Origin of the sequence: Rubellimicrobium arenae (genome assembly GCF_017916275.1) — a bacterium.
Classification (GTDB): domain Bacteria; phylum Pseudomonadota; class Alphaproteobacteria; order Rhodobacterales; family Rhodobacteraceae; genus Rubellimicrobium; species Rubellimicrobium arenae.
On the sequence record NZ_JAFMST010000021.1, the window covers coordinates 12,631 to 35,992 of the forward strand.

The 23,362-nt window shown below is 69.2% G+C and carries 23 protein-coding genes; 9 read left to right on the forward strand and 14 right to left on the reverse strand.

What is annotated here, in order from left to right:
* Positions 1-139 precede the first annotated feature (139 nt).
* Genes J3P31_RS20655 through J3P31_RS20675 form a run of 5 tightly spaced genes read right to left on the reverse strand, consistent with a single transcriptional unit; the run spans position 140 to position 4,526 of the window.
* On the reverse strand, positions 140-1,132 hold the full coding sequence (locus J3P31_RS20655) for an ROK family protein (RefSeq protein WP_210530422.1): 993 nt from the start codon (positions 1,130-1,132) through the stop codon (positions 140-142).
* Positions 1,125-1,820, reverse strand: coding sequence for a ribulose-phosphate 3-epimerase (locus tag J3P31_RS20660; RefSeq protein ID WP_210530423.1), 696 nt, complete (start codon positions 1,818-1,820; stop codon positions 1,125-1,127). The genes J3P31_RS20655 and J3P31_RS20660 overlap by 8 nt, the downstream gene beginning before the upstream one ends.
* Positions 1,817-2,620, reverse strand: coding sequence for an alpha/beta fold hydrolase (locus J3P31_RS20665; protein ID WP_210530424.1), 804 nt, complete (start codon positions 2,618-2,620; stop codon positions 1,817-1,819). Before J3P31_RS20665 ends, J3P31_RS20660 begins: the two co-directional genes overlap by 4 nt.
* The gene (locus tag J3P31_RS20670; protein WP_210530425.1) at positions 2,617-3,450 is read right to left on the reverse strand and encodes a sugar phosphate isomerase/epimerase family protein; all 834 of its coding nucleotides are present in this window, start codon (positions 3,448-3,450) and stop codon (positions 2,617-2,619) included. Before J3P31_RS20670 ends, J3P31_RS20665 begins: the two co-directional genes overlap by 4 nt.
* Entirely contained in the window at positions 3,450-4,526 is a 1,077-nt protein-coding gene (locus tag J3P31_RS20675; RefSeq protein ID WP_210530426.1) for a Gfo/Idh/MocA family protein, read from the reverse strand. The genes J3P31_RS20670 and J3P31_RS20675 overlap by 1 nt, the downstream gene beginning before the upstream one ends.
* Positions 4,527-4,708: 182 nt before the next feature.
* Between J3P31_RS20675 and J3P31_RS20680 the strand changes: the two genes are divergently transcribed.
* The 3 genes from J3P31_RS20680 to J3P31_RS20690 all read left to right on the forward strand — a co-directional run bounded on the left by J3P31_RS20680 (position 4,709) and on the right by J3P31_RS20690 (position 5,886).
* Positions 4,709-4,969, forward strand: coding sequence for a DUF6522 family protein (locus tag J3P31_RS20680; RefSeq protein ID WP_210530427.1), 261 nt, complete (start codon positions 4,709-4,711; stop codon positions 4,967-4,969).
* Positions 4,966-5,328 (forward strand): YbaN family protein, encoded by a 363-nt coding sequence (locus J3P31_RS20685; RefSeq protein ID WP_210530428.1) that lies wholly within the window; start codon positions 4,966-4,968, stop codon positions 5,326-5,328. Before J3P31_RS20680 ends, J3P31_RS20685 begins: the two co-directional genes overlap by 4 nt.
* 120 nt (positions 5,329-5,448) lie before the next feature.
* A complete protein-coding gene (locus J3P31_RS20690) occupies positions 5,449-5,886 on the forward strand; it encodes a pseudoazurin (RefSeq protein ID WP_210530429.1) in 438 nt (145 codons plus the stop codon).
* 45 nt (positions 5,887-5,931) lie between these two features.
* On the opposite strand, the gene J3P31_RS20695 is transcribed toward J3P31_RS20690, so the two are convergent.
* On the reverse strand, positions 5,932-6,852 hold the full coding sequence (locus J3P31_RS20695) for a sugar kinase (protein WP_210530430.1): 921 nt from the start codon (positions 6,850-6,852) through the stop codon (positions 5,932-5,934).
* A 121-nt stretch (positions 6,853-6,973) separates the two neighbouring features.
* Between J3P31_RS20695 and J3P31_RS20700 the strand changes: the two genes are divergently transcribed.
* Positions 6,974-8,275, forward strand: coding sequence for a vanadium-dependent haloperoxidase (locus tag J3P31_RS20700; RefSeq protein WP_210530431.1), 1,302 nt, complete (start codon positions 6,974-6,976; stop codon positions 8,273-8,275).
* Positions 8,272-9,855 carry a CRTAC1 family protein gene (locus J3P31_RS20705; RefSeq protein ID WP_368373123.1) on the forward strand — a complete coding sequence of 528 codons (1,584 nt, stop codon included), beginning with the start codon at positions 8,272-8,274 and terminating at the stop codon, positions 9,853-9,855. The genes J3P31_RS20700 and J3P31_RS20705 overlap by 4 nt, the downstream gene beginning before the upstream one ends.
* Before the next feature lies 1 nt (position 9,856).
* Here the strand turns inward: J3P31_RS20705 and J3P31_RS20710 are convergent, their stop codons facing one another.
* The 6 genes from J3P31_RS20710 to J3P31_RS20735 are packed head-to-tail and all read right to left on the reverse strand — an operon-like array spanning position 9,857 to position 15,881.
* On the reverse strand, positions 9,857-10,855 hold the full coding sequence (locus J3P31_RS20710; RefSeq protein ID WP_210530432.1) for an ABC transporter ATP-binding protein: 999 nt from the start codon (positions 10,853-10,855) through the stop codon (positions 9,857-9,859).
* On the reverse strand, positions 10,855-11,880 hold the full coding sequence (locus tag J3P31_RS20715) for a Gfo/Idh/MocA family protein (RefSeq protein WP_210530433.1): 1,026 nt from the start codon (positions 11,878-11,880) through the stop codon (positions 10,855-10,857). Before J3P31_RS20715 ends, J3P31_RS20710 begins: the two co-directional genes overlap by 1 nt.
* Positions 11,877-12,713, reverse strand: coding sequence for a carbohydrate ABC transporter permease (locus J3P31_RS20720; protein WP_210530434.1), 837 nt, complete (start codon positions 12,711-12,713; stop codon positions 11,877-11,879). The genes J3P31_RS20715 and J3P31_RS20720 overlap by 4 nt, the downstream gene beginning before the upstream one ends.
* Positions 12,713-13,630: a carbohydrate ABC transporter permease gene (locus J3P31_RS20725; RefSeq protein WP_210530435.1), complete on the reverse strand. Its 918-nt coding sequence runs from the start codon at positions 13,628-13,630 to the stop codon at positions 12,713-12,715. Before J3P31_RS20725 ends, J3P31_RS20720 begins: the two co-directional genes overlap by 1 nt.
* Positions 13,631-13,685: 55 nt before the next feature.
* Complete coding sequence (locus tag J3P31_RS20730) at positions 13,686-14,948, reverse strand: ABC transporter substrate-binding protein (protein WP_210530436.1); 1,263 nt, start codon at positions 14,946-14,948, stop codon at positions 13,686-13,688.
* 39 nt (positions 14,949-14,987) lie between these two features.
* Positions 14,988-15,881: an N-acetylmuramic acid 6-phosphate etherase gene (locus J3P31_RS20735; RefSeq protein WP_210530437.1), complete on the reverse strand. Its 894-nt coding sequence runs from the start codon at positions 15,879-15,881 to the stop codon at positions 14,988-14,990.
* Between the two features lie 137 nt (positions 15,882-16,018).
* On the opposite strand from J3P31_RS20735, the gene J3P31_RS20740 reads away from it, so the two are divergent.
* Both J3P31_RS20740 and J3P31_RS20745 read left to right on the forward strand, forming a co-directional pair.
* On the forward strand, positions 16,019-16,861 hold the full coding sequence (locus tag J3P31_RS20740; protein WP_210530438.1) for a glucosamine kinase nucleotide-binding domain-containing protein: 843 nt from the start codon (positions 16,019-16,021) through the stop codon (positions 16,859-16,861).
* A 66-nt stretch (positions 16,862-16,927) separates the two neighbouring features.
* Positions 16,928-18,421 carry a catalase gene (locus J3P31_RS20745; protein ID WP_210530439.1) on the forward strand — a complete coding sequence of 498 codons (1,494 nt, stop codon included), beginning with the start codon at positions 16,928-16,930 and terminating at the stop codon, positions 18,419-18,421.
* Between the two features lie 66 nt (positions 18,422-18,487).
* On the opposite strand, the gene J3P31_RS20750 is transcribed toward J3P31_RS20745, so the two are convergent.
* Positions 18,488-19,387 carry an N-acetylmuramic acid 6-phosphate etherase gene (locus tag J3P31_RS20750; RefSeq protein WP_210530440.1) on the reverse strand — a complete coding sequence of 300 codons (900 nt, stop codon included), beginning with the start codon at positions 19,385-19,387 and terminating at the stop codon, positions 18,488-18,490.
* A 223-nt stretch (positions 19,388-19,610) separates the two neighbouring features.
* On the opposite strand from J3P31_RS20750, the gene cls reads away from it, so the two are divergent.
* Positions 19,611-21,047 (forward strand): cardiolipin synthase, encoded by a 1,437-nt coding sequence (gene cls / locus J3P31_RS20755; protein WP_210530441.1) that lies wholly within the window; start codon positions 19,611-19,613, stop codon positions 21,045-21,047.
* Positions 21,047-21,787: an endonuclease/exonuclease/phosphatase family protein gene (locus J3P31_RS20760; protein WP_210530442.1), complete on the forward strand. Its 741-nt coding sequence runs from the start codon at positions 21,047-21,049 to the stop codon at positions 21,785-21,787. The genes cls and J3P31_RS20760 overlap by 1 nt, the downstream gene beginning before the upstream one ends.
* Positions 21,788-21,791: 4 nt before the next feature.
* Here the strand turns inward: J3P31_RS20760 and J3P31_RS20765 are convergent, their stop codons facing one another.
* Positions 21,792-23,261 carry a mannitol dehydrogenase family protein gene (locus J3P31_RS20765; protein WP_210530443.1) on the reverse strand — a complete coding sequence of 490 codons (1,470 nt, stop codon included), beginning with the start codon at positions 23,259-23,261 and terminating at the stop codon, positions 21,792-21,794.
* Positions 23,262-23,362 lie beyond the last annotated feature (101 nt).

Here is a 23,362-nt window from a genome sequence, read left to right on the forward strand (position 1 = left end):
CCTCCCAAGGTACGACGCACAGACCGGTTCTGCTGCCGGTCCTGCGCGTCACCGATCTTCGGTAGTCCGATAACAGCCGACCGCCTCCGAAGGCGTCAAGAGAAATGAATTGCCAGCCTCGGGTCGGAGGTGCGTCCGATCAGACAGCCGGCCAAGAAACGGGAACTGCCCCGTCGACGTGCCGGTCGTCCTGGCCCGCGGGCACGAGGGAGGCCGCGCCAATGAGGCCCGAGTCCTCGCCCAGGGCGGCCCTGAGGATCGACACCTCGCGGAACGCCGGCAAGGCCCGCTCCTGGACCGTCCTTCGGATGTCAGGTTCCAGAAGATCGTAGCCCTGCGACACGCCGCCCCCCATGATGATCGCATCGGGGCTGTAAAGGTGGAGCAGCGCCGTGAACCCGGTCCCGAGGTAGCGCGCCTCCTCGGTCAGCAGGGATTGGGCCAGCGCGTCGTCCTGGCGGGCGGCCTCGACCACATGGCGGGCCGTGATGCGCTCCGTCCCCAGCCGGGCCAAGGCGCTGTCGGGGTGGGATGCTACAGCCAGGGTCGCGGCCCGGGCGAGGGCCGTCCCGGAGGCGAACGCCTCGAAGCAGCCGATCCCACCGCAGGCGCAACGTGGCCCGTCCAGGGACAAGGGCAGGTGGCCGACATGCGCGACCATGCCCCGGCGCCCATGCAGCAGACGACCGTCCAGCACCACCCCGCCGCCGATCCCTGTGCTCACCGTGACATAGACGAGGTGACGGAGCCCCTGCCCCGCACCGTGCCGCCATTCGCCATGCGCTGCGGCGATGCCATCGTTCTCCAGCACCACGGGGCGGCCGGTCTCTTGGGCCAGGATGTCCCGCATCGGCAGACCCTCCCAGCCAGGGAGTGTCGGGATCCCGAGGATGGTCCCCGTCTCGCTGTCCAGCGGCCCGGGGGAGCAGATGCCAATTCCGTCGATCCCGCTCCACCCGGCTGGGGGCAGGACCTTCTCCATGAGACGCCGGAACTGCGACAGAACGGCCCTGGGGCCGCCTGCGACATCGGTCGGCTCGGCGGCGCGCGCAAGGAGACGCCCTCCTTCGACCAGGGCGACCCGGACTTGCGTGCCCCCCAGGTCGATTCCGATCGTCCGCGCGTCAGCCATTCAGCCCGCGCGCCCAGGCGATGCGCGCCGACAGGTCGGGGTCGTTGAAGGCGAGCGATCCCATCACCACCGTATCGGCCCCGGCGGCGCGCAGGCCGGGCACGGTCCCCTCCCGGATGCCTCCGTCCGCGGCAAGGAGGATCGGGCGGTTTGCGGCACCGATCAGGGCACGGGCTTCGCGCAGCCGCGGTTCGGCCGCAGGATCGAGACCTTGCCCCTTGATGCCGATGCGCGTCCCCAAGAGCGTCAGCATGTCCAGGCGGTCGAGATGCGAAGCCGCCGCCGTGACCGGTGAGTGGAGCTGCAGGACCAGCCCGGACGCCAGTCCTCGCCGTTCGATCAGGTCCAGCGCGGCCGTGGCGTTGCCGTTCTCGGCATGAACGCTGATGAGGTCGGCCCCGGCGTCGGCGAACTGCTCGACCTGCCCAAGAAGAATAACGTCGGCTACCATTAAATGGACATGGAGCGGTTTTCCGGTCCGCCTGCGGACGGCCGCGACCAGATCCGGAAAATACAGCAGCGCCGGGGAGAAATGCCCGTCGGCCACGTCGATGTGATACAGGTCGACGAATTCATCGACCCGGGCGATCTCATCGGCAAGGCGCACGAGGTCCGCGGACCAGAGCGAGAACTCGGCCAGCAGGCGCCCCCTGGGCAGCGCCTCGAGGCGGTCCTGGGCGAGTGTCATGCGGGCAACTCCTGAAGGAAGGTTGAAAGGGCCGCCGCGAAGTCGCGGCGGTATCGGTCCCGGTCGTCGGCCTTGGGCGTGATCTCGCTGAGGTGGCTGCCGGGAATCAGGCGGGCCAGGGTCAGGGCGTGGGACAGCGGGTGCGCGAGGTCGCGTCCATGAGCGATGACGAGCGTCGGCACGCGGATCGCGGCGATATCGTCGCGGGCGAGCCCGGGCCCATCCGCCGCGATCCGGCTCAGCAGCGCCGCGGTGACGGGCACAGGCTGCCGGTCGAAGAACCCGAGGAGCGAGGCCAGGTTGTCCGGCGCGGCCTGGGCCAGGGTCCGGGCGGTGTCGGTGGCCTCGAACGCGGCCCGGGCCTGCCCGGGCTCATGCCGGGCCAGGAGGTCGCCGACCAAGGCATAGGGGGCGAGGTTCGACGGCGCGGCATCCCACAGCCAGGCGGGCCGGGCGAGCACGAGGCCGGCCACCCGGTCAGGCCGCGTGACGGCAAGCCTGAGGGCCAGCGCCGCCCCCATCGAGATCCCACCAAGGACCACCGGGCCGCCGACCTCCTGGTCGAGAAAGGCGGCAAGGTCGTCCGCAAAGGTCGCCAGTGAGAGTGCGTCCAGGGGGCCGGCGTCCGACCGCCCATGCCCCCGCGACTCGAGCGTCAGGCCTCGCCAGCCGATCCCTTTGGGGAGGACGTCCGCTGTCTGGGCGGCATCGCCACAAAGGCCGTGCTGGAACAGGAATGGCCTTCCGTCGCCCACTGCATGGACGGCCAGGGACACGCTTCCCCGGTCGAACCGGGTCACCGGCATCCGTCACCCAGAATCGATCGGAGCGCGCGGGCCACGGCGGGCGCGTCCTCCGGTGTGAGGCCATGGGTTACGAGCGCACCGTCGAAGCCGGAGGCGCGCAGGCGCGCGACGAACCGTGGGACGTCCACGAGCCCCTGCCCGAGCGTCACCACCCGCCCATCGCCGGCACGGTCCTTGGCGTGGGCCAGAACGATCCGGTCGGACAACAGGTCGATGGCCTCGTCGATCACGGCACCGCCACGAAACTCGGCTGCCGTTTCGAAGAGGTTGGCAGGGTCGAGCACGACGGCAAGGCGCGGGTGGTCCAGATCGTCCAGCATGCTGCGGGCCCGGACGGCCGAGCTGGCGACGTTGGCCAGCTCCGGCTCGACTCCGACAAGAATGTCGTGTCGGTCCGCGATCTCCAGGAGGAGCCCCATCTCGGCCAGGAAGTCCGACCAGGCCTGGGCGGTAGAGTTGTCCGGATGATGGCGCCACTGGTCCTGTGCGTCCCGGCTGCCGGTGCAGACGGTGACCACATCGGTGCCCATGGCCTGGGCGGCGCCCGCGATGGCGGCAAAGGCGGCGCGGCCGGCGGCCCTTACCCCATCGTCGGGATGGATCATGTTGTAGGTGGCCGAAACCGCAGCAATGGCGACCCCCGTCTGTTCCGATGCGGCTCGGATCGCGGCCGCCTCGCTGTCGGCTACCGACGCGGGAAGAGCCCCGAGGCCGGAGCAGGCCATGTTGTATTGAACGGCGTCGTAGCCCGCGCCCCGCGCCGCCGACAGCACGGACAGCGGCGTTTCTCCCGGAAACGTCTTGGCGAAGATGCCGACCTGCATCAGACCGCCCCCGAAACATCCGCGAGCCGGACGGGACGCCCCGTCTCGGCGGAACGTGCGACGGCGACCATGCCCCTGACCGAGGCCAACCCGTCCTCGATCGTCGCCGCCCCGGTGTCCGCCCCGGTCAGGATCGCCTCCGCGAACCCTTCCATCTGGCGCCGGTAGAAATGGCCGTCCGCCCCAAGGACGCGTGTCGTCGTCCCGGTCGCTTCGTGGAAGATGTCCACGTCCGAGCTCTTGTAGAACCAGGGGTTGTAGGTCTTGCCCACCACCGATCCGTTCTCGCCGTAGATCTGGAAGCCCTCGTGCCAGTCCATCCGGACCGCCACCGTCAGGTCGAGATGCCCGAGCGTGCGGTTCGCGAAGGCCAGGTCGACGAACCAGCAATAGGCTCCGAACCGTTCGGACAGGCGGGCCTGCACCTCGGTAATCTCGCCACCGAAATACCGCGCCGTGTCGAGCAGATGGCACCCATGCGCGAGCATGTAGTAGCGCCGCCGGTCGGCCTTGGGGTCCTGCGCGGGCTTCCGCGTCGCGCCGCTCTTCACCATGAGGGGCTGGACGGCGTCGGTCATCGCATAGCGGTGCGTCGAGTCGCAGTACCAGGCCTTGAGCGCCAGCATCTCGCCCATCTCGTCGTGGATGAAGTCCCGCGCGCTCTGAAGCCCGGCGTCGAACCGCTTCATGTGGCCGACCTGAAGGAAGCGCCCCGACTCCCGGACAGCCCGCGCGAGGTCCTCGACCTCCTCGACGGCGACGCCGATGGGCTTTTCGCAAAGGACATGCTTGCCGGCCCGAAGGGCGGCAAGGCAGGCCGGAACGTGAAAGGCGTCGGCGGTGGCGACCACGACCGCGTCGAGGTCAGGGTCCGCGAGCATGTCATCGTAATCGGAGTAGGTGCGGTCCGGCGCGTGCGTCGCAGCCATCCGTTCCAGAAGATCCGGCGCGACGTCGCAGATCGCGTGAAGCCTGACGTTGCGGGCCTTGTTCGCGCTTTCGAAATGCGCGGCCTGCGAGATGGGGCCGCAGCCGAGGATGCCCACCCTCAGCTGGCGCTGATCCGTTCCGTCCACGACGGCCCCTCCCTGTTCTTTGTCGGACAAGCCCCGCACGGAGCCCGGTCCCACCTTATCCTCGCTCAGTTGTATCTTACGGACGTGCGGCGACGCGGCAAGATGCCCATCCGGCCGGGTCCATCGCCGGGCGTTGATCCTGGGCGAGCCAAACCCACATGCTCGGAACGAAGGGGAATCAGATGCGTCTTGAGCCAAGGCCGGACGGCGGCTTCACGATCGATGCGGAGGATCTGGGGCCGTTGCTGGGGATCGACCCGCCGGAGGTTCCTGCCCTGCTGCGGGACGGCCGTATCGCCAGCCGCTTCGAACGGGGCGAAGGCGATGACATGGGACGATTCCGCGTGACGTTCCGGCATGGCGGCGTGACGCTGCGGCTGGTGCTCGACGCCGATGGGACTGTGATCGGGCAAAGCCGGATCAAGGGGCCCCCGCCACGATGATCCCGGTCCGCCTGCTCTGGAACGTCCTCGGATACGTTGCGCTCGTGTTGGGGATCATCGGCATCGCGCTGCCGCTCTTGCCGACGACACCCTTCATCCTCCTGGCCGCCTTTGCGTTCGGCAAGGGATCGCCCCGGATGCGCCGGATGCTCGAGGAAAGCCGATATTTCGGCCCGGCCATCCGGGACTGGGAGGCGCGGGGCGCGATCCGCCCCCGGCACAAGGCCATGGCCTGCCTTCTCATGGGCGGATCGCTCGTGGCGAGCGTGCTGCTGGGCTTGGGCGTCGGGTTGATCGTGGTGCAGGGGGCCGTGCTGCTGACGGTGATGGGATATCTCCTGACGCGTCCTTCCGCCTGAGCACCGGGGCCGCGAGGAGCCATTTCCGTGGTTCGTATTTGATGCGGATCAAGGTCACCGTCCGCTTCGTCCGCCATGACCTGCCGCACAACGATCGGGACATGTGGAAAGGACCACTCAATGCTCGCCAAGACCCTCACCCTCACGGCCGCCTTCGCGCTCCTGGCCGGGGCAGCTGCCGCAGCGGACTTCGAGGTGCAGATGCTCAACAAGGGCGCGGACGGCGCCATGGTCTTCGAGCCCGGCTTCATCCGGGTCCAGCCCGGCGACACGATCCACTTCGTCGCGACCGACAAGGGTCACAACGTCGCTTCGATCGACGACATGCTGCCCGAAGGGGTCGAACCATTCCACGGCGACATGGGCAAGGACTATACCCTGACCGTCACGACCGAAGGGCTCTACGGCGTGAAGTGCACCCCGCACGCGGCCATGGGCATGGTGGCCCTGATCGAGGTGGGCGCGCCGACGAACCAGGATGCCGTGACCGCCGCCGCCGACAAGCTGCGCGGCAAAGCCAAGGAACGCTTCGCGGCCGATCTGGCGCAAGTCCAGTGACCTGAGCCCGGGCGGCGGAGACATGGCCGCCGCCCGGACCCGAACCTAGTCGCGCGGGATGATGGCCCCTCGGACGCCGATGATCCGGGACGCCAGCGCATGGCCGGCCGCCGCCGCCGCCGCCACATCGGACCCGCCGATCCGCGCGGCGAGGTAGCCCGCATTGAAGCCGTCGCCTGCAGCGGTCGTGTCCACGACCGTCGGCGCCGGCTGGAAGTCCCCCCTGGGAAGGGCCTGGCCCTCGGCCCAGAGATGGGGGCCAGCTGCGCCGTCCTTCAGCGCAATCTCGCGGACACCCTTTCGGGCCAGCCGTTCGAAAAGATCCGGCACATCCTCGGTCGGGTACAACCGCGCCTCGTCGTCGCGCGACGGCAGGGCGATCGTGGTCGCATCCCACATCATGGAAAACGCCGAGCGGGCCGCGTCCTCGCTCTCCCAGAGCCGGGGACGGTAGTTCGTGTCGAAGGCGATGGTCTTGCCGGACGCCTTCAACCAGCTGCACTGGGCAATCAGCTTCATGCGGTGCTCCGGCGGGAGGATGGCCAGCGAGATCCCGGACAGGAACACGGTGTCGAACCGCCCCAGCACCTCGGGGTCGAGCGCACCAGCCGCGAACATGGACCGCGCTGCCGATTCGCTTCGCCAGTAGGAAAAGGTGCGTTCGCCCCTGTTGTCCACCGCTATGGCATAGATGCCGGGCAGGCGGCCCGGAAGCCGGGCGATGCCGGATGTGTCGAGCCCCTCGCCCTCCATGACCGCGATCATGTGATCCGAGAACGCGTCGTCGCCCAGCGCCGTCAGGTAGGCGACCTGCGCATCGCCGCCCAAGGCACGTTGCAGGTAAATGGCCGTGTTGAGGGTGTCGCCCGCCACGCCGAAGTTCAGCCGCATCTCGCGCGGGCTCATCCCCGACAGTTCGATCATCGGCTCTCCAAGGCATGCGATGCGGGTGGGCGTCTGGGTCATGGCAGCCTCCTCTTGGCCCGCGCAGGGATAGCGTGATGGCTGGCGTCCGACCAGAGCGTGAAATCCCTTTCCTGGCCTCACGTTCCATGGCTTTCTTCCGGCAGGGGAATGGAGGGCGTCCATGCGCGTCGTGCAAGGACTGGCGGCTCTGGCCGCGGGATTGATGCTGTCGGGGGCGGCGCAGGCCGGACCGTCGCCCGAGGAGGTGTTCGACACGAACACGCGACTCGCGCTCGAACTCGTGCGCCATACGCCGACAGCCTCCCCGCCCGTCGCGAGCCGCGCCTTCGCCTATCTTTACGTCACTGCCTACGAGACCGTCGCCGCCGGCTCGGACGACCTCCTGAGCCTTGCGGGGCAACTCAACGACCTGACACCCGGACCCGTGCGGGAGGCTAACCTCCCTTACGACGATGCGGTGGCGCTCGAGGCGGCGCTGGCGACGGTGCTGCGCGAACTGTTCTCCAACACCGGGCCCACGGGCCAGCGCGCTCTCGACCATCTGTCCCGCCACCTGGCCGAAGGCGTGGCCGAGGGGCTGGCGCCGGACCTCGTGGATCGTAGCCGGGCGCAGGGCGAGGCGACCGCGCGACATATCCTGGCCTGGGCCGACGGCGACGGGGGCAGTACCATCGAGAACATGGGCTTTCCCATGACCTACGACCCGGGCAAGGCGCCCGGCACCTGGGTTCCGACCAGCCGCATCGTCCAGCAGCAGGCCCCCCTTCTTCCGGGCTGGGGGACGAACCGGACCTTCGCCATGCCGGACGGAGCCGCCTGCCCCCTGCCGCCCCCGCCCGCCTACAGCGAAGACCCCGCATCCGCCTTCATGGCCGAGGCCCGGGAGGTTCTCGACGCCCGGCGTGACATGGCGCCCGAGCAGCAGGCGATCGCCCGCTTCTGGTCGGACGACCCCATGCTGTCCTCCACCCCGCCCGGCCACTGGATCTCCATCGCCCAGCAGGTGCTGGACGAGCAGGAGGCAGACCTGGAGACCCGGGTCGAGCTGATGGCCAGGCTGGGGGTCGCCATGGCCGACGCCTTCATCGGCTGCTGGCACGAGAAGTTCCGCTACAACCTGATCCGGCCCGTGACCTACATCCGGGCGCATCTGGACCCGGCCTTCGAGCCTCTGCTGATCACGCCGCCTTTCCCCGAATACCCCTCGGGGCACAGCACGCAGTCGGCGGCTGCCGCGACGGTGCTCGAGGCCGCCTTCGGCGCGGACCACGCCTTTGTCGACGCCACCCATGAGGATGACGGACTGCCCGCGCGGCAGTTCCCCAGCTTCTGGGCCGCCGCGGAGGAAGCGGCGCTGTCACGGCTCTATGGCGGCATCCACTTCCGGTCCGCGATCGAGATGGGGCTGGAGCAGGGCCGCTGCGTCGGGGCGCACGCCATCGCGCTGAGGACCCGCCGGTGATCCGCGCATCGATCCTGATCGGGCTTCTTGCCACCGCCGCCCGTGCCGAGGATCTGACGATCCCGACCTTCGTGGAGGAGACCGACGCGTCCGGCGTCCTGAGTTCCTATGACGGGGACTGGGAGTACATGGTGGGCGGAGGCGTCGCGGCCTTCGATTGCTCAGGCGACGGATTTCCCGACCTGGCCCTTGCCGGCGGCACCTCGCCCGCATCTCTCTGGCGCAACCGCTCGGCTCAGGGCGGGCCGTTGCGGTTCGAGAAGGTGGAGAGCGGCATCGAGATGGAGGCGGTGACCGGCGCCTATCCGCTGGATATCGACGGGGACGGCCAGCAGGACCTCATGCTCCTGCGCCAGGGTGAATCTGCGCTGATGCGCGGCCTCGGCGACTGCCGCTTCGAGCGCGCCAACGCCTCTTGGAGCTTCCAAGCCCAAAGCGCCTGGGGCTCGGCGTTCTCGGCCACCTGGGAGGACGGCCAGGACTGGCCCACGCTCGCGGTCGGGTCCTACATCGACCCGGGGGAGGAGTTCTTCCCCTGGGGCAGCTGCACCGACAACGTGCTCTACCGCCCGGATGGCCGCCGCTTCGCGACGCCTGCGCCCCTGTCCCCAAGCTTCTGCGCGCTGTCGATGCTGTTCACAGACTGGGACCGCTCGGGCACGCCATCGCTGCGGATCGCCAACGACCGGGAGTACTTCAAGGGCGGGCAGGAACAGATGTGGCGCCTGCCTCCGGGCGGCGACCCGACGCTCTACACCGCGGAGGACGGGTGGAAGCCGCTCCGGATCTGGGGCATGGGCATCGCCTCGCGCGATCTCGATCTGGACGGATATCCCGAATACGCGCTGAGCAGCATGGCCGACAACAAGCTGCAAACGCTCGCGCAGGCGCCGCTGGACGGCTCCTCCGCACCGCGTCCCGATTACGTCGACGTGGCCTTTCCCAAACACGCCATCGCGCAGCGCCCCTACACAGGCGACGATGTCCGACCCTCGACGGCGTGGCATGTGGAGTTCGCGGACGTGAACAACGACGCCCGGCCCGACCTGTTCATCGCAAAGGGGAACGTGGACCAGATGCCGGACTTTGCGGCGGAGGACCCGAACAACCTTCTGCTCCTGCAGGCGGACGGCACCTTCCGCGAGGCGGGCCTGGAGGCCGGGGTGGCCAGCATGGGCGTGTCGAGGGGTGCGACCCTGGCCGACCTGAACCTCGACGGACGGCCCGACCTCGTCGTGACCAACCGGCGCGCGAACGCGCAGGTCTGGCGCAACACGACCCCGGGGGCCGGGCACTGGCTGGAGCTGCGGCTCCGGCAGGATGGCGGCAACCGCGATGCCGTGGGCGCCTGGATCGAGGTGCGGCTTCCGGACGGCGTCCATTCGCGCGAGGTCACGGTCGGCGGCGGACAGGCCGGCGGCGCAATGGGATGGTGGCACATGGGCCTGGGCTCCGCGGCCGAGGCCGAGGTTCGGGTGCTCTGGCCCGACGGGAGGGAGGGCGACTGGGAAGCCCTGCCCGCCGACGGCTTCTATGTCCTGAGCCCCGATGCGCCGGCAAGTCGCTGGTCGCCGGGCTGACCTAGCGAAGCCGGCGGCCGGCGGCGTCGAACCGCAGCGATCGCGGCGGCTCGGGCGTCAGCTGGACGGCCTCGTCCACCGAAAAGTCCTGCTCGCCGAAAAGTCGGACCGTCAGGAGGCCGTGCACCTCGGAGCGGACATAGACGAGCGTCTCGCCTCCAAGCTTCTCCACATGGCTGACGGTCCCTGGGATCGCGTTACCCTGGCGCGAGATGGCGAGATGCTCGGGCCGCACGCCGACCGTGTCCGCGCTCTCGCCCAGGGCGGCCCCCTTCAGGAAGTTCATCCGGGGCGATCCGATGAAGCCCGCGACAAAGGTGTTGGCCGGATCGTTGTAAAGTTCCATGGGGCGGCCGACCTGCTCCACCTGCCCGGCCCGCAGCACCACGATCCGGTCGGCCAGCGTCATGGCCTCGACCTGATCGTGGGTGACGTAGATCATGGTCGCCCCAAGCTCCCGGTGGAGGCGCGCGATCTCGATCCGCGTGGCGACCCTCAGCGCGGCGTCGAGGTTCGACAGGGGCTCGTCGAACAGGAAGAGGCTCGGCGTCCGGACGATGGCGCGCCCGATCGCGACGCGCTGCCGCTGGCCGCCGGACAGTTCGGCGGGGCGCCGCTCGAGGTAGGGGTCCAGCGCCAGCATCGCCGAAGCACGACCCACCGCCTGCGCGATCTCGGACCGAGGCGCGCCGGCCTGCCGCAGCGCCAACCCCATGTTGTCGCGAACGGTGAGGTGGGGATAGAGCGCGTAGCTTTGGAACACCATGGCGATCCCCCGCTTGGCGGGCGCCACGGCGGTCACGTCCTGTCCGTCGAGAACCACGGCCCCGGAGGTCACGTCCTCCAGCCCGGCGATCATCCGCAGGAGGGTAGACTTCCCGCAACCCGATGGTCCGACGAAGACCACGAACTCGCCGTCTTTGACCGACAGGTCGATGCCCTTGATGATCTCGGTCTTGCCGAACACCTTGGTGACGTTGCGAAGTTCCAGCGACCCCATCAGAGCCTCACCGGCTGGCCGGAGCGCACGCTCTCGTCGGCCGCAAGACAGACGGCGAGCGAACGGACGGCATCCTGCAGATGGCGCGACAGGTCCAGATCCTCGCGGATCGCGCGGGCGACGAAGGCCTGCTCGCGGTCGCAAAGCTCCTGGTGGCCCGGCTCGTCCTCCATGGACAGGTCCTCGTCGCCCTGGCCCACGCGGTGCACCCGGATCAGGGAGGTCTTGGTGTGGGTATCGATGTCGTCGGACCGGGCGCTGTCGGGCATCCGGATCGAGACGGCGCCGCGCGGGCTGACCACATCCTTCACGAAGAAGGCGGTGTCCGACATCATCGGACCCCATCCGGCCTCGTACCAGCCGCAGGAGCCGTCGGCGAAGAGCACCTGGAAGTGGCCATAGTTGTACATCTCGGGCGCGACCTCCTCGGACAGGCGCAGGCCCATGCCGCGAACCTCGACCGGCGGCGCGTCGGTGATCTGGCACATGACGTCCACGTAATGCACCCCGCAGTCCACGATGGGCGAGGTCGTCCGCATGAGCGCCTTGTGCACCTCCCAGGTCGGGCCGCTGCTCTGCTGGTTGAGGTTGAGGCGGAAGACATAAGGGCCGCCGAGCGCGCGGGACTCCTCGATGAGGCGGATCCAGCTCGGGTGGTGGCGGAGGATGTAGCCGACGACGACCTTCTTGCCAGTGCGCTGCGCCGCCTCGGCCACCCGCTGGGCGTCGGCGACGGTCGTGGCGAGTGGTTTCTCGACGAACACATGCGCCCCCGCCTCAAGGGCCGCGACCGCGTAATCGGCATGGCTGTCCGAATAGGTCGCGATGCAGACCAGGTCGGGCGCGAGCCGCCGCAGCGCCTCGTGGTAGTCCTGCAGGATCTCATGCCCCGCCAGTTCCGGCGGCAGGTCCACCGGAGAGCGGTTCACAAGGCCGACGATTTCGAAGTCCGGGTTGTGGGCGTAGGCCAGCGCGTGGCTCAGCCCCATGTTCCCAAGGCCCGCGACGAGGACGCGGAGGGTCATTTCACGGCTCCTGCAGTGATCCCACGGATGAGCTGCCGCGAGAAGATGAGGTAAAGGATCAGGACCGGGACGATGGCGAGGCTGAGCGCCGCCAGCACCGCGTTCCAGTTGGTGACGAACTGGCCGATGAACACCTGCGACCCCAGCGTGATCGTCTTGGTGTCCTCGGAGGGGGCCAGGATCAGCGGGAACCAGAGATCGTTCCAGATCGGGATCATCGTGAAGACCGCCACCGTCGCCATGGCGGGGCGCACGAGCGGAAGGACGAGGCGGAAGAAGATCGCATATTCCGAAAGGCCATCCATCCGTCCAGCGTTCTTCAGGTCGTCCGAGACGTTGCGCATGAACTCGGACAGGATGAACACCGCGAGCGGCAGGCCCTGCGCGGTGTAGACCAGGATCAGCGCCGTCAGCGTGTTCACCAGCCCGGCCGCGACCATCATCTGGAGGATCGCCACGGTCCCCAGCCGGATCGGGATCATGATCCCGAGCGCGAGATAGAGGCCCACCAGCATGTTGCCACGGAACCGGTATTCGGACAGGGCAAAGGCCGCCATCGCCCCGAACAGGAGCACGAAGAACAGCGACGCGACGGTGACGGTGAGGGAGTTCAGGAAGTAGCCGAAGAAATCGCCGTTCTCGAGCACGGTGGTGTAGCCGACGAGATCCCAGGTTTCGGGGGTGGGGATGGCGAGCGGCTGCGCGAAGATGGCCCGGCGGGACTTGAAGCTGTTGATCACGATGACCCAGACCGGGAACAGCGCGATGAGCGTGTAGGCGATCAGGATCGCATGGGCCGCGATGCTGCGGCCGGGCTGGGACCGGGCGCGCATCAGAACTGGTAGCGGCGGAGCCGCGTCTGGATGCCGAACAGGTAGACGCAGACCCCGGCCAGGATGATGAGGAACATCGCCGTCGCGATCGCCGCTCCCATGTTCGGGTCGCCGATCTGGAGCTGGAAGCCGAAGAAGGTCCGGTACAGGAACGTGCCCAGGATGTCGGTGGCGAAGTCCGGCCCGGCCAGCGCGCCCTGCGCCACGTAGATCAGGTCGAAGGCGTTGAAGTTCCCGACGAAGGTCAGGATCGAGATGATCCCGATCGAGGGCAGGATCAGCGGCAGCTGCACCTTCCAGAACCGCGACCAGCCGGTGATGCCGTCCATCTCGGCCGCTTCCATGACCTCATCGGGGATGGACAGGAGAGCGGCGTAGATCAGCATCATCGGGATGCCCACGAACTGCCAGACCGAGACCAGGGCCAGGGCCGTCAGAGCCGAGCCCTCCTGCCCGAGCCAGGGCGCGAACAGGCCCTTGAGCCCGACCGCCCCCAGCATCGAGGGCGCGATGCCCCAGAGCGGCGACAGGATCAGCTTCCAGACGAAGCCCACGATCACGAAGCTCAGGACCGTGGGGACGAAGATGGCCGTCCGGTAGAAGGCCGCGAGCCGGAGCCGCGGGCTCGAGAGCAGCGCGGCAAGCAGGATTCCGATCGGGTTCTGCACGAGCATGTGGATGATGAAGAACCAGACGTTGTTGCCAAGGGCGTTCCAGAAGGCGTCCGACCAGAGCGCGTCCCCGAACAGCGTGCGGAAGTTGCCGAGCCCGACGAACTGCGGCCCGGTCTCGGTCGCGCGGTAGAGCGACAGGTTCAGGGTCCCGATCAGCGGGACGATCATGATGGCGGTGTAGACCAGCACGGCGGGCGCGAGGAACACCGCGATATGCCACCTGATCGGCCGTCGTGCCGTCATGTCCTGTCCCCTGTTGGTGGGCGGCCCCGGACCGAACCGGGACCGCCGTCGGTTCTTATTGCTGCGCGGGCTTGTACCAGGAGTCGAGCCCCTGCTGCAGCCGGGCGGCGGCGTCCTGCGGCGTCTCGCTGCCGCGGATCACATTCGCCGACGCGTTCCAGGTCTCGTTCTCGAGGTTGGGCGTCCCGCGCGACAGGATCTGGTAGGTCGAGCGGATCGTGGGCTGGCACTCCTCGCGCCAGGACACGAACTCTTGGGCGAGCGGGTCGGTCTGCTCGACCGGCGTGGAGTTCAGCGAGAAGAACCCCGGCAGGGCGTTGGAATACAGCGCCGCGAACTCGGGCGAGCCGACCCATTCCAGGAACTCGCGCGCTTCCTCGGGATGCTGCGTCGCGGCGTTCATGCCGATGCCGATATCCGTGTGATCCGAGATGTAGCAGGTGTCGCCGGCGGCGGGCACGGGGGGCGGGAAGGCCGCCATCTCGAAGCTGTCGGCGATCTGGGCGCGGAAGCCCGCGATTTCCCACGAGCCGGCGGGGTAGATGGCGGCGCGGCCCAGCGTGAAGAGGTTCTGGCTGTCCGGGTAGGTCTGCGCCTCGAAGCCGTCGCCCAGGTAGTCCTTCCAGCGGGCGAGCTGCTCGTAGGGGGCCACCCATTGCGGGTCGGTCAGCTTCTGGGTCCCGGCGATCAGGGCGAGGCGGCCCTCCTCGCCCTTCCAGTAGTTGGGCCCGATGTTCTGGTAGCCCATCGTGGCGGCTTCCCACTGGTCGTTGGTGCCCATCGCCATCGGGATGTAGGTGCCGTCCTCCTTGATCTTGTCGAGGACCTGGAAGAACTCGTCCACGGTCTTGGGCTCCTGCAGCCCCAGCTCGTCGAAGGCGGTCTTGTTGTAGATGAAGCCGTGGATCACGGATGCCATGGGCACGCAGAAGGTGTGGGCGGCGTCGTCGGTCTGCCAGGCGGCCTTGGCCACGTCCGAGAAGTTCGCCATCGCGGCGAGGTCGGTCAGGTCGGACAGCTGGCCGTTGTTGTAAAGCTCGAGCGAGGCGTCGAAGGGGCGGCAGGTGATGAGGTCGCCCGCCGATCCGGCCTGCAGCTTGCTGTTCAGGGCGGCGTTGTATTCGGCCGGGGCGGTCGGCGCGAACTCGATCTGGACGTTGGGATGGGACGCCTCGTAGGCGGGGATGATCGTGTCGTTCCAGATGGCGAGGTCGTCGTTGCGCCAGGATTCGATGGTCAGCGTCACGGGCTCCTGCGCGTGGGCCGCCCCGGCGAGGATCGTGGAGGCGAGGATCGCCAGGCGAAGTGGTGTTGTCATGGTCTGCTCCCTGTTGTCTTGGTTATGGGGAAAAATGGTTCACGACTCCTGAGGCCACCGCGCGTTGCCCAGGTGGCCACCGCTGGCGGCGAGGAACGCGGCGGCCTGATGGGGCGAGGCGCCCTGGGCGACCAGGATCGCAGGCTTCACGGCGCCCGAGGTCCGCGCGAGCGCGCCGCGCGCGTCCTCGATCCCGCGCCCGGAGACGGAGGCCACGATCCGGGCGGCGCGATCGACCAGCTTGGCGTTGTCGGCCACCACATTAACCATGAAGCCGTCATGGACATGGCCGAGGAGGATGCCGACCCGGGTCGACAGCATGTTCAGCGCCACCTTGGCCGCGGTGCCCGCCCCCATCCGCGTCGAACCGGCCACCAGCTCGGCCCCGGTGTCGAGGAGGATGGCAATGGCTGACAGCTCCAGAAGCCGCGACCCTGCCACGCTGGCGATGCCGACCACGGTGACGCCCAGGGCGCGCGCATTCTCGGCCACGGCGAGGGTGTAGGGCGTCCCGCCCGAGGCGGACACGCAGATGAGGACGTCGCCCGGGCCGAGGCCCGCACGCTCGAGGTCGGTTCGGGCCAGGGCGGGATCATCCTCGACCGCGCCCGTCATGTGGAGCAGCGCCGCCGCGCCACCCGCGAACAGCATGGGGGTCCGGTCGGGCGGGATGCCGAAGGTGCCCGCCAGTTCGAGGCAGTCGGACAGCGCCATGGTTCCCGAGGATCCGGCCCCGGCATAGCCCATCCTTCCCCCGGACCGCAGGGCCCCGGCCCCGGCCTGCGCGGCCGCCTCGATGGCGGGGATGGCGGGACGAACGGCGGCAAGAGCGGCGGCCTGCCCGTCGAGCAGGCGCGCCAGCGCCTCGGTCCCGGCGATGGAGTGGAGGCCCAAAGAGGCGGGATGCCGCCCCTCGGTCGGTCGCTCGGCCATTCTGTTCGTGTCTCCCTGCCCCGCAGATGATGAACAAACGCGACCAACTGTAAAGGCTTGTCTCCGGGTCAGGCGGAGGGAGACCGCTTCCCCCTGCCGCCGGACCGGGCCAGAAGGAGGGCGGAGGAACAAGACGCATGCTGTATCTGGGGATCGATGGCGGCGGCACCGGCTGCCGCGCCGCCGTGGCCGACCCGCAAGGGCGCATCCTGGGGCGTGGGACCGGCGGACCGGCCAACATCGCGTCCGACACCGAGGGCGCACGGGCGAGCATCCTCGAGGCGGTCCGCCAGGCGCTGGCCGAGGCCGGACTGGCCGGGCATCCGCTGTCGGACCTGCGGGCCGGGCTGGGCCTGGCCGGCGCGAATGGCAAGGGCTTCACGGAGCGGCTCCTTTGCGGGCTGCCCTTTGCCAGCGCCCGGGTCGAGACGGACGCGGTCGCCTCGGTCAAGGGCGCGCTGGGGACCGGGGACGGCATCGTGGCAGCGCTGGGGACCGGGTCGGTCTTCGCGGTCCAGCGGAACAATACGGTGCGGCAGATCGGCGGCTGGGGGCTGGTGCTGGGCGACGAGGGCAGCGGCGCCTGGATTGGACGGGCGGCGCTGGCGGCGGCCCTTCGCGCCGTCGACGGCTTTGGCCCGATGACGCCCCTGCTGGCGGAGCTGGTCGCGGAGCATGGCGGCCCCGACGGGGTGGTGTCGTTCTCGCTGTCCGCCCGGCCCGTGGACTTTGCGTCGCTGGCGCCCCGGGTCGTGCGGTCGGAGGATCCGGCGGCCCTTGTCATCCTCGGGCGGGCGACCGGGGACGTGGCGCAGGCGATCGACCTGCTGCAACAGGGCGGATCCTTGCCGGTGGTCCTTCTGGGCGGGCTGGCCCCCATCTACGGCGGGCGTTTCGGTGACCGGTGGAAGCTGCGGCCCCCGCTTGGGACGGCCCTGGACGGGGCGCTGCTCCTGGCGCGGGAGAGCGGCGAACCTTGAGAGCCCGCCGCGGTTGACTAGATGCACCGCGACACACGGCATCGTGGCCAGCCGAAAGGGACGCACATGACTGAGGATTCAAAAGTCGGGCTGACGACCCGCCAGGGGCATCCGGTCTACGACAACCAGAACACCCGGAGCATCGGTCCCCGGGGGCCGCTGGTGCTCGAGGACTATCATTTCCTGGAGAAGATCACCCATTTCGACCGCGAGCGGATTCCCGAGCGGGTGGTTCATGCCCGTGGCGCGGCGGCGCACGGCGTCTTTGTCCCCACGGGCAAGCTGGGCGACGAGCCCATCGAGAAATACAGCCGCGCCAAGGTCTTTCGCGCCGGCACCGAGACGCCGATCTTTCTGCGCTTTTCCACGGTGATCCATGGCGGGCATTCGCCCGAGACGCTGCGCGATCCGCGCGGCTTCGCCATCAAGTTCTACACCGAGGCGGGCAACTGGGACCTTGTGGGGAACAACCTCAAGGTGTTCTTCATCCGCGACCCCCTCAAGTTCCCGGACATGGTGCACGCCTTCAAGCCAGATCCGGTGCACAACCGCCAGGACATGAACCGCTTCTTCGACTTCGTGTCGATGAGCCCCGAGGCGACGCACATGATCACCCACCTGTTCTCGCCCTGGGGGATCCCGGCCACCTACCGCGAGATGCAGGGATCGGGCGTCAACACCTACAAGCTGGTGAACGGCGAGGGGAAGACGGTCCTGTGCAAGTTCCATTTCCAGCCCCGCCAGGGCGTGCGGAACCTGACGCAGCAGCAGGCCGAGGCGATCCAGGCCAAAGACTTCAACCACGCGACCGGCGACCTTTACGACGCGATCGCGCGGGGCGAGTTCCCGGAATGGGACATGTTCATCCAGGTCATGGAGGACCACGAGCATCCCGAGCTCAACTGGGATCCGCTGGATGTCACCAAGCTTTGGCCCGAGGACCAGTTCCCGTTGCGGCATGTCGGGCATATCCAGCTGAACCGCAATCCGGTGGACTATCACAACGAGGTCGAGCAGGTGGCCTTCGGGACCGGCGTGCTCGTGGACGGGATCGACTTTTCGGAGGACAAGCTCCTGCAGGGGCGGACCTTCGCCTACTCTGACACCCAGCGCTACCGGGTCGGCCCGAACTACCTGCAGCTGCCGATCAACGCGCCCAAGTGTCCCTATGCCACGAACCAGCGTGGCGGGCAGATGAGCTACCATGTGGACGGGGCCGAGCAGGGCGCCAACCCGCATGTCAACTACGAGCCCTCGAACTTCGACGGCCTCAAGGAGCAGGAGCGGCTCGGCCCGCCGCCGCGGACCCACTGGGCGGGCGAGGTCGGCCGCCAGCGCATCGAGCGCACCAACGACTTCCAGCAGGCGGGCGAGCGCTACCGCAGCTACGAGCCGTGGGAGCGCGACGACCTGATCCTGAACCTGGTGGGCGCGCTGTCGACCTGCGCCCCCGTCATCCAGGACAGGATGATCCGCCACTTCACGCTGGCCGATCCCGACTACGGCCGCCGCGTGGCCGAGGGGCTGGGCCGCTCGGTCAGCAGCGCCGCCGCGGAGTGATGCGACCGGCGCCCCGGCCGGATTGTCCGACGGGGCGTCATCGCTTGCACGGCGGCGGCGAGGCCCTCAGGGGCGGTCCGGAGTCGGATCCCCGGGTCCGAGGCTTGCACGGAGATCGCCCTGGGCCGCCTTGAGACGCCGGGCGGCCTCATCGGGGCTGGCGCCGGACGCCACCAGCACGGCCTGCTTGATGTCGAACCCGGTCCTGGCCAACGCGTCGGCGGCGCACCCCTCCCCGCATTCCGCCAGCCGGGCCACCATCCGAACGGCCCGTGCGCGGAGCTTGTCGTTGACGGGGCGCATCTCGACCATCAGCCCGCGATGGACCCGTCCCAAGCGCACCATGAGCTGCGTCGAGATCATGTTGAGCACGACCTTCTGCGCCGTGCCGGCCTTCATGCGGGTCGACCCGGCCAGCAACTCGGCCCCGGTGTCGGCCAGGATGGGGTGGTCGGCCAGCGCCAGAAGCGGCGCGCCAGGTGAGTTCGAGACGCCGATGACCAGCGCCCCTGCCCCGCGCGCCGCTTCGGCGGCGGCCAGCGTGAAGGGGGTGCGACCGCTCGCGGCGACGGCGATCAGGATGTCGGCCGGGCCGAGATGTCCTTCCCTGACCTGGCGGAGGGCGTCGGCCCGGTCGTCCTCGGCCCCCTCGGCGGCACGGAGCAGGGCGGCCGGGCCGCCCGCCACGAGGAAGAGGACCCGGCCCTCGGGCCAGTCGAAGGTGGGCGCGAGTTCGCTCCCGTCCTGCACGGCGATGCGGGCCGAGGTCCCGGCCCCGGCATAGGCCAGGCGCCCTGCCCCGGATGCCAGCCGTTCCGCCGCCGCATCGACCGCCGCGGCAATCGCGGGAAGCGCCGGCCCGACCGCTGCCACCGCGGCCAGCTGGCTTTCCCAGATCGCCGCCACGCCCTGCAGCGAGGTCCAGCAGTCGAGGTCGCTGAACCGGGAATCGACGGCTTCGGTCATCGGACGGCTCCGGGAGGGTCGTCGGTCGAGGTAGCGGGGGACCAGCGGATGCCCAGCCTTGGGGCCGGATCGCGTGCGGCCGCTCTGGGGAACCACATGGTGCGCCTGGCCTGTTATACCCCGGCAGGCTGCCCTGGGCATGGCGCCCGCCCCTTGCGCGCGAGGGGGTCCCGAGGGCAGCATCAAGCCAAGACCCTGCCAAGGCGGGACAACAAGGACGACCATGAGCCTGTTCACGCTCGGCTACACGATCTACTTCGTCGCCGTCGCGGCCTACATCATCTCCGAGAATCGCCGCCCCCAGTCGGCCTTCGCCTGGCTGTTCCTGTTCCTGACGGTGCCGCTGGGCGGCCTGGTCGTCTATATCCTGTTCGGGCGGATGCGTGGCGGCGTCGGCCGGACCCGCAAGCTCCTGCGGCAGGACCGCGCCGAGCATCTGGGCGATGCGCTCGACCGCGCACGGGCCGAGCACGCCCGCGCCATGGACCGGATCGCGGCGCGGCCACCGCTGGTGCGGCATCTCGCGACCCTGGCCCATGCCGCGTCGGGCGCTCTGGTGACGACCTCGAACCGGGTGGAGGTCCTGCAGGACGCCTCGGAGAAGTATCCCCGCCTGATCCAGGACCTGATGGCCGCGCGCGAGAGCATCCATCTCCAGTACTACATCTGGCGGCCGGACGGGCTGGGCGAGCGTCTCATGGCAATTCTCGCGGCCAAGGCGGCGGAGGGCGTGAAGGTCCGGATGCTCTATGACCCGGTGGGGTCGTTCGGGATCAAGACGGCCATCTACATCCGGCGGATGCGGGCGCGCGGGATCGAGATGTGGCCGTCCTCGCCGCTCTGGCGGGTGCACACGATCTCGTACCGGAACCACCGCAAGATCGCGGTGATCGATGGGCGGATCGGTTATACCGGAGGACTGAACATCGGCGAGGAGCATCTGCATCCGGGCCATGGCTACACGGTCTGGCGGGACACCCACCTGCGCCTGACCGGCATGGCGGTCCGGTCGCTCCAGCGGGTCTTCTCGGTGGACTGGGCGAACGCCACCGGGCAGAACCTGTTCTCTCCCCGGCATTTCCCCCCGCTCGCGCCCGAGGACGAGGGCGACCAGCCGGTGCAACTGGTCGTGTCGGGGCCGGATTCGGAGTGGCGGGCCATCCGGCAGCAGTATTTCGGCATGATCACCGGCGCACGCGAGCGTGTCCGCCTGCAGACGCCCTATTTCATCCTCGACGCCTCGTTGGCCGAGGCGCTCAAGACGGCGGCGATGTCGGGCATCGATGTGTCGGTGATGGTCACGGCCGGCGGACCGGACCAGAGGCTCGTCTACTGGGCCGCCAAGACCTATCTTCTTGAAATCGCAACGGCGGGGGTCGAGGTGTTGCTGTACGAAGGCGGGTTCCTGCACGCCAAGACGGTGGTGGCGGACGGCTGGGTGGCCTCGATCGGGTCCGGGAACTGGGACATCCGGTCGTTCTCGATCAACTACGAGCTCAACGCCCTGGTCTACGACACCGCCGTCGCCGCCGAGATCGAGGCCGGCTTCGAACGCGACCGGGCCCGCTGCCGTCCGTTCGATCCGGACGAGTACCGGACGAGCTCGCCTGCCCTGCGGTTCCGCGACTCCGTCGCGCGGCTCGTGTCCCCGGTTCTCTGATGGCGCGGCGGCGGAGAGCGGCGGACGAGTGGCGGGTAAGGCTGGCCAGCTACAACATCCGCAAGGCAGTGGGACTGGACTGGAGGCGCCGGCCCGAGCGCATCCTGTCGGTGCTGGACGAGATCGAGGCGGATGTCGTGGTCCTGCAGGAGGCGGACAAGCGGCTGGGCCAGCGTCCGGCGGCCCTGCCGCTGGGGTTGCTGTCCACCCATGGACGCTATGCCCACATCGACCCGGGGCCGGGACCGTCGCTGGGCTGGCACGGCAACGCCATCCTCGTGCGGCGCGGGCTGGAGGGCGAGGTCATGCAACTGATCGACCTTCCGGGGATCGAGCCTCGGGGGGCGCTGGTCGCCTCCATCCGGCCCGAGATCGGCCGGGGCCGGTTCGTGCTGGTTGCGGCGCATCTCGGGCTGAACCTGGGATCGCGGCATCGGCAGATGGCCGCGGTGCTGGAAGCGATCCGGAGCTACCGCCTGCCCGTCGTGATCGCGGGGGACCTGAACGAGCGTGCACCCTTTCGGCTGGTCGCGCCGTTCTCCCGCGACCTGCGGCTCGTGTCGCCGGGGCCGAGCTTCCATGCCGCCCGGCCGTTCGTGGCGCTCGATCACATGATTCTGACAGGCCCGGTCAGGGCGGTGCGGGCCCAGGTCCACGCGAGCCACCTGTCCCGCGTCGCGTCCGACCACCTGCCGATCTGGGCGGATCTGGCCTTTGCCGCCGGACCCGCCCAAAGTTGAGGCCTCAGCGTCCGACGTAGGCCGCGAGCGTCGCCTCGACGCCCTGCTCCCAAAGGGACCGAAGCTCCCGCCCGAAAGCCTCGGCAAAGCGCGGGTCCTGGCCCAGGTCGCCGAAGACGAGCGAGTTGCTGAGGAAGGCGCCCGGGTCCTCCTTGGCCGCCAGGGCGCGGGCGCGCAGGTCCTCCCAGTTCTCGTCGTTGGGCGGGATGGCGTTCCCCGCCTCGTCGGTTCCGGCGCAGTAGCGGCACCAGAGCGCGACCTCGAGCGCGAGGCCGTGGAAGGGCCGCCCCTCGGCCAGCGCCTGCCGCGCGGTCGGCAGGATGAACTTGGGCTGCCGGTTCGAGCCGTCGAGGCACAGGCGCGGGATGGTGTCGCCGACCTCGGGATTCGAGAAACGGTCGGCGATCAACTCGCGGTAGGCGTCGTAGCTCACACCCTCGATGGGCGTCAGCGTCGGCTGGATCTCGCGCCGGGTGAGCGCGTCGAGCCAGCCCGAGATGCGCGGGTCCGCCATGGCGTCATGGACGAAGTGGTGGCCAAGGAGCGCGCCCGGATAGGCGATCGCCGCGTGCCCGCCGTTCAGGATGCGAAGCTTCATCAGCTCGTATTGCGCGACGTTGGTCACGAACTCGGCGCCGACCTCCTCCCAGGCGGGGCGGCCTTGGGGGAAGTTGTCCTCCAGCACCCATTGGCGGAACGGCTCGCAGGCGACAGGGGCGGCGTCGGTCAGGCCGAAGCGGTCGGCCACCATCTTGCGCTCCCGGTCCGAGGTGGCGGGCGTGATGCAGTCCACCATGGAGTTCGGGAAGGCCACGTTGGCCGCGACCCAGTCGGCGAAGGCCGGGTCCTGCAGCCGCGCGAGCCCGATGACCGTCCGGGCGGCGACGTGGCCGTTCTCGGGCAGGTTGTCGCAGCTGAGGAAGGTGAAGGGCGGCGTGCCGGCCTCCCGGCGGCGGCGCAGCGCGGCCAGCACCATGCCGAACACCGTGCGGGGCGCGTCAGGGTTGGCTGCGTCGGACTGGATGTCCGGATGGCTCGCGGCAAAGCCGTCGGTCTTGGCATCGACGTAATAGCCGCCCTCGGTGACCGTCGTGGACACGATGCGGATGGCCGGATCGGCCATCGCGGCGATCACCGCTTCGGGCTCCACCGGCACGAAGTCGATCATCGATCCGATCACGCGGGCGCTCAGGCCCGAGGGGTCGAGTTCCACCACCGTGGTGAGGCAATCCTGCGCAAGGAGCCGGTCGCGCATGGCGGCATCGGCCGGGCGGACCCCCGCCCCCCGAATCGCGAAGTCATGATCCTTCGCCTTGGCGAAGAGCCGGTCGAGATAGACCTGCATATGCGCGCGGTGGAAGTTGCCGACCCCGACATGGAGGATGCCGGCGGTCAGGGCCGACCGGTCGTAGGCGGGACCGGCCACGCCGTCGGGCAGATTGGACAGGGCGGCGGCGTTCAGCGGAATGGACATGGGAAAACCCTCAGATCGTGCGGAGCATGCCGCCGTCGTAGTGATAGGTGGAGCCCACGGCGTAGGCGGCGCGGGGCGAGCACAGGAAGACCATGAAGTCG

Bases quoted from the DNA above. Each gene is read 5' to 3' on its own strand.
- J3P31_RS20655 (WP_210530422.1), bottom strand. From the start codon at position 1,132: ATGGCTGACGCGCGGACGATCGGAATCGACCTGGGGGGCACGCAAGTC.
- J3P31_RS20660 (WP_210530423.1), bottom strand. From the start codon at position 1,820: ATGACACTCGCCCAGGACCGCCTCGAGGCGCTGCCCAGGGGGCGCCTG.
- J3P31_RS20670 (WP_210530425.1), bottom strand. From the start codon at position 3,450: ATGCAGGTCGGCATCTTCGCCAAGACGTTTCCGGGAGAAACGCCGCTG.
- J3P31_RS20680 (WP_210530427.1), top strand. From the start codon at position 4,709: ATGCGTCTTGAGCCAAGGCCGGACGGCGGCTTCACGATCGATGCGGAG.
- J3P31_RS20685 (WP_210530428.1), top strand. From the start codon at position 4,966: ATGATCCCGGTCCGCCTGCTCTGGAACGTCCTCGGATACGTTGCGCTC.
- J3P31_RS20690 (WP_210530429.1), top strand. From the start codon at position 5,449: ATGCTCGCCAAGACCCTCACCCTCACGGCCGCCTTCGCGCTCCTGGCC.
- J3P31_RS20695 (WP_210530430.1), bottom strand. From the start codon at position 6,852: ATGACCCAGACGCCCACCCGCATCGCATGCCTTGGAGAGCCGATGATC.
- J3P31_RS20700 (WP_210530431.1), top strand. From the start codon at position 6,974: ATGCGCGTCGTGCAAGGACTGGCGGCTCTGGCCGCGGGATTGATGCTG.
- J3P31_RS20710 (WP_210530432.1), bottom strand. From the start codon at position 10,855: ATGGGGTCGCTGGAACTTCGCAACGTCACCAAGGTGTTCGGCAAGACC.
- J3P31_RS20715 (WP_210530433.1), bottom strand. From the start codon at position 11,880: ATGACCCTCCGCGTCCTCGTCGCGGGCCTTGGGAACATGGGGCTGAGC.
- J3P31_RS20720 (WP_210530434.1), bottom strand. From the start codon at position 12,713: ATGCGCGCCCGGTCCCAGCCCGGCCGCAGCATCGCGGCCCATGCGATC.
- J3P31_RS20725 (WP_210530435.1), bottom strand. From the start codon at position 13,630: ATGACGGCACGACGGCCGATCAGGTGGCATATCGCGGTGTTCCTCGCG.
- J3P31_RS20730 (WP_210530436.1), bottom strand. From the start codon at position 14,948: ATGACAACACCACTTCGCCTGGCGATCCTCGCCTCCACGATCCTCGCC.
- J3P31_RS20735 (WP_210530437.1), bottom strand. From the start codon at position 15,881: ATGGCCGAGCGACCGACCGAGGGGCGGCATCCCGCCTCTTTGGGCCTC.
- J3P31_RS20740 (WP_210530438.1), top strand. From the start codon at position 16,019: ATGCTGTATCTGGGGATCGATGGCGGCGGCACCGGCTGCCGCGCCGCC.
- J3P31_RS20745 (WP_210530439.1), top strand. From the start codon at position 16,928: ATGACTGAGGATTCAAAAGTCGGGCTGACGACCCGCCAGGGGCATCCG.
- J3P31_RS20750 (WP_210530440.1), bottom strand. From the start codon at position 19,387: ATGACCGAAGCCGTCGATTCCCGGTTCAGCGACCTCGACTGCTGGACC.
- cls (WP_210530441.1), top strand. From the start codon at position 19,611: ATGAGCCTGTTCACGCTCGGCTACACGATCTACTTCGTCGCCGTCGCG.
- J3P31_RS20760 (WP_210530442.1), top strand. From the start codon at position 21,047: ATGGCGCGGCGGCGGAGAGCGGCGGACGAGTGGCGGGTAAGGCTGGCC.
- J3P31_RS20765 (WP_210530443.1), bottom strand. From the start codon at position 23,261: ATGTCCATTCCGCTGAACGCCGCCGCCCTGTCCAATCTGCCCGACGGC.